The 10,332-nt window shown below is 62.0% G+C and carries 8 protein-coding genes and 1 tRNA gene; 5 read left to right on the top strand and 4 right to left on the bottom strand.

Annotated features, from left to right (window positions below; translation table 11 throughout):
- Nucleotides 1-276 precede the first annotated feature (276 nt).
- Both SMA01S_RS17565 and SMA01S_RS17560 read left to right on the top strand, forming a co-directional pair.
- Nucleotides 277-1,575 (top strand): FAD-dependent oxidoreductase, encoded by a 1,299-nt coding sequence (locus SMA01S_RS17565; RefSeq protein ID WP_066825342.1) that lies wholly within the window; start codon nucleotides 277-279, stop codon nucleotides 1,573-1,575.
- Between the two features lie 224 nt (nucleotides 1,576-1,799).
- Nucleotides 1,800-1,876 (top strand) — tRNA-Pro (locus SMA01S_RS17560).
- A 364-nt stretch (nucleotides 1,877-2,240) separates the two neighbouring features.
- Here SMA01S_RS17560 and SMA01S_RS17555 read toward each other — a convergent pair.
- Nucleotides 2,241-2,513 (bottom strand): UvrB/UvrC motif-containing protein, encoded by a 273-nt coding sequence (locus SMA01S_RS17555; protein WP_066825376.1) that lies wholly within the window; start codon nucleotides 2,511-2,513, stop codon nucleotides 2,241-2,243.
- 681 nt (nucleotides 2,514-3,194) lie between these two features.
- Between SMA01S_RS17555 and SMA01S_RS17550 the strand changes: the two genes are divergently transcribed.
- The gene (locus SMA01S_RS17550; protein WP_066825374.1) at nucleotides 3,195-3,524 is read left to right on the top strand and encodes a hypothetical protein; all 330 of its coding nucleotides are present in this window, start codon (nucleotides 3,195-3,197) and stop codon (nucleotides 3,522-3,524) included.
- Nucleotides 3,525-4,004: 480 nt separating this feature from the next.
- A complete protein-coding gene (locus SMA01S_RS24665) occupies nucleotides 4,005-4,169 on the top strand; it encodes a hypothetical protein (protein WP_157094014.1) in 165 nt (54 codons plus the stop codon).
- A 590-nt stretch (nucleotides 4,170-4,759) separates the two neighbouring features.
- On the opposite strand, the gene SMA01S_RS25395 is transcribed toward SMA01S_RS24665, so the two are convergent.
- Nucleotides 4,760-5,140, bottom strand: a complete 381-nt coding sequence (locus tag SMA01S_RS25395) for a PilZ domain-containing protein (protein WP_084250405.1) — start codon at nucleotides 5,138-5,140, stop codon at nucleotides 4,760-4,762.
- Nucleotides 5,141-5,412: 272 nt separating this feature from the next.
- On the opposite strand from SMA01S_RS25395, the gene SMA01S_RS17545 reads away from it, so the two are divergent.
- Complete coding sequence (locus tag SMA01S_RS17545) at nucleotides 5,413-5,940, top strand: hypothetical protein (protein ID WP_066825341.1); 528 nt, start codon at nucleotides 5,413-5,415, stop codon at nucleotides 5,938-5,940.
- A gap of 220 nt (nucleotides 5,941-6,160) precedes the next feature.
- Here SMA01S_RS17545 and SMA01S_RS17540 read toward each other — a convergent pair whose 3' ends face one another.
- Together SMA01S_RS17540 and SMA01S_RS17535 are read right to left on the bottom strand one after the other, a co-directional pair.
- Nucleotides 6,161-7,465 carry a carbohydrate porin gene (locus tag SMA01S_RS17540; RefSeq protein ID WP_066825340.1) on the bottom strand — a complete coding sequence of 435 codons (1,305 nt, stop codon included), beginning with the start codon at nucleotides 7,463-7,465 and terminating at the stop codon, nucleotides 6,161-6,163.
- Complete coding sequence (locus tag SMA01S_RS17535; RefSeq protein ID WP_066825372.1) at nucleotides 7,411-8,655, bottom strand: NRAMP family divalent metal transporter; 1,245 nt, start codon at nucleotides 8,653-8,655, stop codon at nucleotides 7,411-7,413. Before SMA01S_RS17535 ends, SMA01S_RS17540 begins: the two co-directional genes overlap by 55 nt.
- Nucleotides 8,656-10,332: the final 1,677 nt, after the last annotated feature.

The following is a 10,332-nucleotide window of genomic DNA, read 5'->3' as shown; positions in this document are numbered from 1 at the left end:
GAGAGGGAGGGGCCCGCCGCCAAAGGCGGCGGGAGGGTGAGGGTCTTCTTTCTTCTGTTTCGGCACACGCCTGGAAGAAGAAAGAAGACCCTCACCCAGCCTGCACCGGGTGAACAGCGCCCCGCGCTGTTCAGGTCATGCCGGGGGCATGACCGACCCGGTGCACCCGCTTGCGGGAGAGGGTTAGTGCAGCTTCAGCCCTCCGAGCGCGACCAAGGCGTTGCCGATGGCGGATACACGCCCTAAGCATCCCCTCCTGACCTATCAGGAGGGGACATGCGTCACGTTGCGATCGTCGGATCGGGTCCCGCCGGCTACTATACCGCCGAAGCGTGCCAGAAACAGTTCGGCGACCAGGTCCGGGTCGACATCATCGACCGCCTGCCCGTCCCCTATGGCCTGATCCGCACCGGCGTTGCGCCCGACCATCAGTCGATCAAGGGCGTGTCGCGCCGCTACGAAGCCACCGCGCTATCGGACAATGTCCGCTTCGTCGGCAACGTGACGGTGGGCGAGGACGTCTCGATCGCCGAATTGCTCAACCTTTACGACGCCATCGTGCTGGCGACCGGAGCGCCGGCCGATCGCACGCTGGGCATTCCGGGCGACGACCTTCCCGGCGTGGTCGGATCCGCGGCATTCGTCGGCTGGTATAACGGCCATCCCGATTTCGCCGATCTGGCGCCCGTGCTGAGCGGCCCCGGCGCGGTGATCGTCGGCGCGGGCAATGTCGCGCTCGACGTCGCCCGCGTGCTGGCCAAGACCGGCGCCGAGTTCACAGGATCGGATATCGTCGGCCATGCGCTAGATTTGCTCGACGGCGCTACGCACGAGCGGATCACCATCCTGGCGCGGCGCGGTCCGCATCAGATCGCGATGACGCCCAAGGAACTCGGCGAGCTCGGCCATCTCGAACGCGCAGTACCGCATGTCGATCCGGCCGACCTGCCGCCCGAGGCCGAGGACGCCGCGCTCGACCCGGGGTTGCGCAAGTCGGTCAGCCATTTGCGTAATTTCGCGACGCTCGACCTGGCGAAGCCGATCACCATCGAGTTCGACTTCTACGCAATGCCGATCGCGATCGAGGGCGACGGCAAAGTCGAACGCGTGATCGTCGAACGCACCGCGATCGATGCCGAGGGCCGCGCCAACGGCACGGGCGAGACCTATGTCGTTCCCGCGGCGCTGGTCGTGAGCTGCATCGGCTATCGCACGCCACCGATCGAGGGCGTGCCCTATGATGCCAAGCTCGGCCGCTTCGCCAACGACGAAGGGCGGATCGCACCCGGTCTCTATGCGGTCGGCTGGGCGCGGCGCGGGCCGACCGGCACGATCGGCACCAACCGCCCCGACGGCTTCATGATCGCCGAACAGATCGCCGCCGATACGCCCGACGATTACGGCAAGGAAGGACGCGCCGGGCTCGACATGCTGCTGCGCGACCGCAATGTCGACGTCGTGACCTTCCGCGACTGGCAGAAGATCGAAGCGGCCGAGACCGCCGCGGCGCGCGACGGGTCGCCACGCGAGAAGTTCACCAGCATCGATGCCATGCTCGCGGCGCGGGGAGTCTAGCCCGCTCGTCATCCCGGCCCTGTGCCGGGATCCAACGGGCAGCAAGCGCCGGACAAGAAGCTTTCGCGTCGCGTTCGCGGCACGGTGGATGCCGGGACGAGCCCGGCATGACGATTGAGAGTTACGATGCCTGCCCAACCCGGCCAACGCAGGCTTGCGCGACTCCCCCGGCATGGTTATAGGCGCCCCCTCGCACGGCCGGGCTCGCCCGGAATTGCGCCGGTCGGGGAATAGCTCAGCCTGGTAGAGCACTGCCTTCGGGAGGCAGGGGCCGGAGGTTCGAATCCTCTTTCCCCGACCAAATTACAATGACTTAGGGCGCGACGCCCAGTCATGTACGCAAAACGTACGGAAAACATCATCGGACGAAATGCGATGAAATGAACTCCCGCCGGGGATTCGTCAGTGCGGCCGGGTTCATCTCGCCGACCGCACACTGCCCGGATTGCGCCGATAACGGCGTACCTTTCCAACTTGGTCTGATATTCTCTCAATCTACCAAGTGATCGACCGCAGCGTGGAGGATGGCATCGCGGTGTGCCAGGCGGCATCGTTTGCGAAGGCTTCTGCCGCGATCTTCGTGCGACCTCGCCGCTTGGACGTATCGCCGCTCGTGGCTCACGTTCGGCAGTAGGTAACCACGGCCGCAGTAGCGACGCGGATTCTCACTTCCGTTTCCGGCCGGAGGTCATGAGATCGGGTTTCGGCGGCGGCTTCCACCCTGGCGGAGGAACCGGCCGCTGCCGGCTCGTGCCAAGTCCCATGGCACCCGGCTGCTGACGAACTAGGCCCGACGTATCGGCCTGTGCTGCTTCTGTAGCGCTCGCTCCGCCTCGCATCAGATTGATGCGGTCACGAATGCGCCGCGCCTCCTCGAAATTGAGAGCACTCGCCGCAGCGTCCATCTGGCGTTGCAGATCCTCGATTGTGTCGGTCATCACCGACCAACGCGCGACTGCGACTTTGGGCGGCATTGCGCCTTATTCTGTTGAAAAACTCCCGAGAGGCGCGTTGAACGCGCGGAGCAGGTAATAATCAGTCGCACAACTAATCATTTTTCTCGTAATCGTTCAACAAAGGCGACGTTCCTGATACGTCATTGTCAGCGTTCCGACCATGGCTGGCGCTGGCGGAGTTTTTCAACACAATACGCCCCAATAGCCGCCGTTCGTGCGCGATCACCGCGATCCCAAAAGCTGCCGTTCGTCCAGGCAGCCAACGAACTCCGCTGGCACTTTGGAGCTGAGAGGATATTATTGCAGCCGTTAATCCCCCTTGGAGCGGGCCGATGATCCAACGAGCACGTGCGATGGCTATCGTAACGCTGCTCTACGCTTCGGTTGCGCAGGCGAATATATGCTTGGTGCCGGTTCGCGATCGAGTGTCGCATAAATGAGCTGCAGACTCTGAAAAGTGACCTGACCTCCTCCGAGCCATAACTGACGTTCCCCAGTACGCGGTATCCCCAGCCACGAGCGTTGGCTCACGCACCCAACTCGCTAGCAAGCCCTTAAGGTCCGGTACGGCTGATAAGCGCTAGTCATCGTATAGACGTTGCGCCAACGGAACATATTTGTCGCAAGCCTGTTTCGAGTCTACCAACAAAGTGGAGTATGATCATGGCAGAGTATCGCGATAACGCAGGGAACACGACATATGTCGAGCGGAAGAGCAATACTGGAATGATCGTTGGCGCGGTCGTTCTGTTGGCCATCGTCATCATCGGTCTGCTATTCGCCACGGGGTTCTGGAGCGCTAATATCAAAGGCGGCGAACTGCCGAAGGTCAACGTCAGCGCCAAGGGTGGCGCGCTGCCCGACGTCGACGTGAAATCGAAGGAAGTCGTCGTTGGCACGTCAAAGACGACGGTCGACGTCCCTACGGTGAAGACCGAGAAGAAGGCGATCGACGTCCCGACCGTCGGCGTGAAGGACAACGGCAACAAGTAAGCCGTCGGTTTTTTGGTCGTTTTCGTAAGGAGCGCTCCGCTGACATCGGCGGGGCGCTTTTGTCTCGCTAGCTATGTCAGCGTGACATCATCTGATCGTTTCTTGGCTGATAGCAGCTATATAGGAGGCCGGGCGCCTGCGCGCGCCGGTGAAGGTGCCACTGCTTACCCTGGCTTTCTATTACTGCCAGCCGAAAGCTTGAGGGTGTCAACCGAGCGACTGCTCACACGTCAGGATTGGTGCGGACACTCCGCCGCTGCCGCCAGTGGCGCGAACTCCGCCGGCTATAAAAAGGCGCCCGGGAGTGACCCCGAGCGCAAGAGCTTCCGGTAGTCAGAACGAAATGATCAGTTCGTCGGAGAGTTCCCGACACCTTGCCCTGTGGGTGATCGCTCCAATATGTTCATGTTCAACTATACCAGACCTTAACAGTGTTGGGCTGAGTGTCGGGCGTTCCGACTCTGTATCGGAGGGGGTGCCATGCTACACGAACCGACCAAGGACGCCGCATATTTCAGCCGGCGCGCGGTGGTCGAACAAACCCTGGCGGCTGCCTGCACAGATCCGACCGTCGCTTCCGTACATCTCCAAATGGCCAAAGAATATGACCGAAAAGCGAAGGAAGCCGCCAGCCGCGATTTTTGACATTCTGGGCGATCGGCATCGCGCGCCCCGAGGCCAGAGCGGTTCTTACGTGTCTCCTGTCCTGGCATTTCGCTAGATCAATGCAGAGCGCAATACCGCTTTAGCTTTGCGCGATTGACGAGCCGATCAACTGCAGAACGCCGTCCTCGATCTCCGCAGTAGCGCGCGGGGCGCAATACCATACAGCCGCAATCCGACGTGCGATTGCACGACCATTATTGCGGTCGAACGACGGTAGCTGTCAAATAAACTATTACCGATCGCCCGTATGCCCGCAGACTAACGAGGAACGACGATCGCGCCGACACGGACGCTGGAACATCCTTCTGACGCTCAATTTTGTCCGACTGGTGAGACAGCTCAAGCATTAACGGGATGACAGAGGGCTCAACCCCAGGCGGAAGCCTTTCGTCATAAGTCTTTCGGAGCAACTGTCCGAGCTCGTGCAGGTCTCGCGATTGTGGTGATCCGCTCCCCGCCAAGCTAGCCTCCTTGATGCAGTCGCAAAACAACCGTCAAAAACGTAGAAGGTTCATGCGCAGAAGCGGCCAGCTCTGCCCCACCCAGAATGGCACGGCGGATTGACACAACTACCCGGACGCGCTTCGGGCCAAGGACGGGCTGAGCGACTTTGGACACACCAGAGCATCATGGGCCGCGATGACTTCTTTAATGTCAGCGTCGGCGAGAGGAGATAGGAAGGCGACGCCAAATCGCCGTTCATCGCGCCAGGCCACGCGCGCCGGCAGTGAACGACCGCCGCAGCGCAGCCGGAGCGTCGTGCCGGGATTAGGCGGATTGTTCGCGTAGACTAGCGCGCCGCCTGCCGACAAATTTAAAATGTGGACGCGCCTTGCCGCGCTACCTGCGTTCATCTCGGTCGGATGAAATAATTTGTAGCGTGGTGTCGCGCGCAAATGATGCGCCCCATCAAGTCGACTCTCCACTAATCCCCCCTTTCGCGAACGCATTGCGCAGAAAGGCGCGGGCGCTGTGCGGGTTCCGCAGAAAGAGACCTAAGCGCTTATTAGGCATCTCATCTTTCACAAATACAGAATGCGCGCCTCAGGCGTGCGTCACCGCGGAGCCAGATAGTTCACCGACCGAAGTCCGAAGCCATCATCCCGACCGGAGTAAACGGCTTTCACCAAGGCCGCGCACAAACCGCTCGGCGGCGTGGAACGCCGGGACTTGGCAGGGGTTAGAGCAGTCCCGGCCGCGTGGTCGCAGTAGGAGAGTATCCGTGAATAAGAACATCATATCGGCCGTATTCGACAACCGAGCTGAAGCAGAACGTGCTGTTTCTGAGCTGCGTGCCGCCGGCGTCAATGATTCCGCTATTTCGATTGTCGCCCAGCAGGACGGGAAAAACACTACCACCGACGGCAGCGGCGCCGAAGAGACAACAGACTTCGTTGGGAAAGTCGCGGCCGGCGCGGGTATTGGCACTCTGCTGGGTATCGCGGCGCTCGCAATCCCAGGCGTGGGGCCTTTGGTAGCAGCGGGTGCAATTGCATCGTCGGCCATCCCCGGCGCCGCGATTACTGGCGCGGCGATCGGTGGCGCGGCCGGTGGCCTGGCCAAGGTGCTCGGCGATCATGGCGTCGGCGAAGAGGACGCCACCTATTACGAAAACAGCGTTAACCACGGCGGCATTTTTGTTTCGGTCGATGCTACCGCGAGCGGCGTACAGAGCGACCAGGTGGAAGACATCCTCTATCGTAGTGGTGGCCACAGTTCGAGCCGCCCGAAAATGGCTGCAGCGATCTAACCGGTTGATGGAGGGCTTATGCCCTCCATCACTACCCAGCCGACGCGCGACAACAGGCCGCTTTATCGGCCTGACGATAGGGGCATGATCGTGCCAATCGCTTGAGCGACATTCCACAAACGCACCCGGATAAGAGCGCACCTCGCCTTCGCAAACCCCGGCAACATCCAAGCTCACCCGCCTAGGTCTTCCATCCGTCGAACCGGCGCCCCCGCACCGATCACGGATTGGTGTCGGCATCGCTTCCGGGCGGCCCGTCGGCCGGGACCGTGGGGTCCGACGCCGCATCCGCTGGCGCCTGTTTCGGGAAACCGGCCGTGGCAACGATTCGCAATCCGAAAACCAGCGCGCTGGGGGCACGCGCAAGGTCGGCGGGGTGCCGCACATATTGCACGTCGGGCTGCACCGCGAACGACGTGCCCATCTTCCATTGATAGCTCGCCTCGATGCTGGTCTCGGCCTGTGGCAGATTGAAGGCGGTCCGCGCCGCTTCGCCGATGGAGGCCCGCGCGATCGCCAGCCCGACGCGATCATCTTTTCGCCCTTTGAACGTTCCGGTACGCACCACGCCAAGGCCAAGATAGCCGTCGACGACCTGAGCGTCGCCGTTTGCGACACCGGCACGCGCCCAGGCACTCCATTTCTTCGCGCCCGGCAGCGGGCCCTCGATCGAGACATAGACGCCCTGCCCCCGCCCCATGCCACTGGATCCGATGTCACTGCGCGCGCGCGTGTAATGCCAGCTGCCCGCCTCGACCTTGGCGGTATCGCTCAGATGATAGTCGACTTGCGCGATGAGCAACGCGCCGTCGCTTCCCACGAGGCGCTCGCGGACAAGGGCATTAGGGTGGCCGGGGTCACCGGAGACACCGTCGAACGCCGCGACGCGGACCGTCCAGGCCTTGGACGGAAGCCAGCTCATGCGCAGGCCGGTCGCGGTAACCGGGTAGATCGACGGTCCGTCAACACCGCTACGCGACAGATCGGCGCCGATGCCGTGCGAGGAATTGAGGAACAGGCCCGCGGTCTGAATCGAATCGAAATCGGCATTGAGATCGATCAGCCCGGCGCGCACGGCGAGCGATCGGTCTGCATTGCCGAACTTCTTTTCCACCCAAGCCTCGAACAGCCGCGTGACGGGTGCGGCGTCGATATTGTCGACCGTCTGGATGTCGCCAATCCGCGCCGAAGGGCTCGCCCCGTCCACCCGAAAGATCTGGCCATGGACGCTGACGCCAGCGAGCCCCAGATCGTCGCCGGCAATGGTCGCGGATAGCTGCAGCTTGTCGAGAAGCACAGCATCCCGCCGCACGCCGGCCACGACCAAGCCGTCGAGCGTGTTGCGAGCGGACAGCGAGAAGGTCGGCGGAGCGTCGTTGGCGACGGCCGGCGCAGCGACAAGGGCGAGACCGGCCGCGACCAATCCTTCAAGCGGCAGGCAATTGGGAAGGCGCGCCACCACTTGCTCGCCTAGACCACGACCATTGCCACCGCCGCGGCCGCCATCACCGCTGTGGCCAGCCATCCGAAGAACCTCAACGCAGGAGAGGCTACGAACTCGCCCATGATGCTGCGCTTAGAGACCACGATCATCAGCCCGACCAGCGCCGGCACGGCGGCGACGCCGTTGATGACCGCACTCCAGAACAATGCCTTCATCGGGCTGACCGGGGACCAATCGATCGCCAGGCCGAGCAGGATACCGAGCGCAATAACGGCGTAGAACGCTTTCGCACGGGTTGGCTGCCGCTCAAGGCTCGCGGTCCATCCGCCGATCTCGCACACTGCATAGGCGGACGATCCCGCCAACACCGGCACAGCAAGCAGCCCCGTCCCTATGATACCGAGGCTGAAGACCGCGAAGGCAAGGTTGCCAGCTATCGGTTTGAGCGCCTGGGCAGCATCGGACGCGCTCTGGATGTCGGTCTTGCCGGTCGCGTGCAATGTGGTCGCGGTACCGAGGATGATGGCCAGCGCGACGATGTTGGAAACAGCCATCCCCGCGAAAGTATCCCAGCGGATGCGGCTCAGCGCGTCTGGCCCTTGCGAGCGCTTTTGCTTCAGTGGCTTCCGCTCATCGACCTGGTCGATCTCCTCGACTTCCTGGGCTGCCTGCCAGAAGAAGAGGTAAGGGCTGATCGTCGTGCCGAAGATGGCGACGATGGTCGTGACGGCGCCGCTGCCGGCGATCGTTGGAATGATGAGGCTTTTAGCCGCCATCGCCCAGTCGACCTTCACCATCAGCAAGAGCGCCACATAGGCTAAGAGGACTAAGGTCAGCCATTTCAGGACCGACGAGTAGCGATGATAGGGGACGAACAGCTGTAGAAGTAGGGAGAGGATCGCGAAGGCGACGGTGATGACGTGTTTGCCGCCGCCGACTACCAGCGCCGCCGCCTCGCCCATTGCGGCCAGGTCGGCACCGATGTTGATCGTGTTGGCGACGAACAGAAGGGCGATAAGCCCTATCACCAGCCATCGCGGAAGGACTCTATCGAGGCTCTTGCCGAGACCATGGCCAGTGACCCTGCCGACCCTCGCGCTCGCCAGTTGCACCGCGACCATCAGGGGGTAGGTGAGCGTCATGGTCCACATCAGGCCGGTGCCGAACTGGGCACCAGCCTGTGAGTAGGTAGCGATACCGCTGGGGTCATCGTCAGCCGCGCCCGTTACGAGCCCGGGTCCTAGGCGCTCGAGCTTCTTCAGCAACTTCAAAGCGAGGTCCCCGCCCCCGACAGGCCTGTCGTCGCCCTGTTCACCACCGCTCTCCACCGCTGTTGCGATGCCGAAACGCCGGTTGCCGACTTATGTTGCAGCTGAATGCAGAAGCTTGACCTCAGTCGTTTGCGGTCTTGACTGTCGCCGAACGGGACTGCTGATTCCAACTAAGACCGATCCGTCGTGACCCGGCGTTGACGCCGCCTTGCGCTCACCGTCCGCGGAACGGCAGTAACATGCGATTTTTCGTCCGTGCTATGACCGGTCAGCGGTCAGTGGCGGCGGTAAATTCAACGGCGGCTGAATTTGATGGATCTCGAGAAACTGATGGGTCTGAAGATGTATCCGCAGCGTCCTGTTCGGCGACCGCATCACGCTGCAGCGATTGACCTGTCTCGTCGGCAGCCGCGGTTTCGGAGACCGCTGATGCCGGTACTTGTCCCGGCTCTACGCTCCGCTCTTCGTCAACGGCTTCACTCTCTACGCGGGCCGGGGGCGTGTTCCGATCGAAGCCCGGAGATAGGAAAGACGGTGCTAGTTCGGAACTCGGCTGAGCCGCGAATCGGGCTTCGGCATATAGAGGCGCACCGGCGCCGTTATCGACGGGAAGTTGGGTGGACGGTATCACATCGGCCCCGTCGGACGCATCCGATACCGCCCTGGTGCCCCGATCCTGCGCGTGGCTGAAGTAAAAAGGATTCACGGCGGATAAAGTATCCCTTGCCGCGGCAATGCCGAGACATGTCGCAGCGAGAACACCCACAGCCGCTGGGCCCCAGGTGGCCTGCATATCGCGCGAGCGCTGTGAGTTGGTGCCGCTCATGCAGTCAAAACGGCTACGATGGCTCGCGCGTTCCAACGGCGCTCAGGGGTAAGGCGCGAGCGTGACCGGCTCCGCCGCCCGTCTCGATTGGTAGGGCGCCTCAGGAGGCTACCTTTTGGCCGGACACTCAATAGAACTAAGTTATCAATGGCATGAATTCCGGGGAGCAGGTCACCCCCATTGCATTGCCGACGCATCTGGAGAGTGCCGCCTAATTAGACAAAACCAGCGACCGAACACCTACCCTCGCATTCGCATGATTGCGCGATCGGATGTGACTGGAATGACTTCCGGGCATTCGGCAGATTGGCTACGTACCTCGGTGGGACATTTGCGCAGCGTTTCAGCCGATGCGATAAGCAAAAAAGAGGTCCCGACCGCGGGAGGGATACGGCCGGGACCGCGCGGGTGCGCACTTAGGATGCAAAGACGCTATTGCCCTTTCGACCTCCGAGCAATTTAATATCCCACCAAATCGGTGCGATCGCGCGATGGTTGTTGCGGCGTCCAGAGCTCGAGGCGGAAATTCGCCTCTATTCTCCTACTCACTCCCTTCACAATGCGGGTGTGCCTCGCGCGTCCCAACCGCGCTGGCGATCGCATCCCCTTGCAAGGAATATCCATGTGCCATTTTTCTTGTCGGCAGAGTTTGATCAACACGATCGGGTCGGTGCGGTCGTTCAGCCCGACATCGATGCGACTTGGGCACGGCGGACGCGACACTGGCGAGGACCGCCAAAACAAGCGCAGTCTTCGTTATTATCGCGAGCTGGTAAGGGTGCGACGGCAGTGCGCGAAGCGCTCTAGGTCAAAGCGTCAGCGCGACCTACCATTACATCAACGGTCGGCAA

Origin of the sequence: Sphingomonas mali NBRC 15500, assembly GCF_001598415.1 — a bacterium.
GTDB classification, from domain to species: Bacteria; Pseudomonadota; Alphaproteobacteria; order Sphingomonadales; family Sphingomonadaceae; genus Sphingomonas; species Sphingomonas mali.
The sequence above is the reverse complement of the archived record's forward strand: the minus strand, read 5'-3'. Positions and strand labels throughout refer to the sequence as shown.

Bases quoted from the DNA above. Each gene is read 5' to 3' on its own strand.
- SMA01S_RS17540 (WP_066825340.1), bottom strand. From the start codon at position 7,465: ATGGCTGGCCACAGCGGTGATGGCGGCCGCGGCGGTGGCAATGGTCGT.
- SMA01S_RS24665 (WP_157094014.1), top strand. From the start codon at position 4,005: ATGCTACACGAACCGACCAAGGACGCCGCATATTTCAGCCGGCGCGCG.
- SMA01S_RS25395 (WP_084250405.1), bottom strand. From the start codon at position 5,140: ATGCGTTCGCGAAAGGGGGGATTAGTGGAGAGTCGACTTGATGGGGCG.
- SMA01S_RS17550 (WP_066825374.1), top strand. From the start codon at position 3,195: ATGGCAGAGTATCGCGATAACGCAGGGAACACGACATATGTCGAGCGG.
- SMA01S_RS17555 (WP_066825376.1), bottom strand. From the start codon at position 2,513: ATGACCGACACAATCGAGGATCTGCAACGCCAGATGGACGCTGCGGCG.
- SMA01S_RS17565 (WP_066825342.1), top strand. From the start codon at position 277: ATGCGTCACGTTGCGATCGTCGGATCGGGTCCCGCCGGCTACTATACC.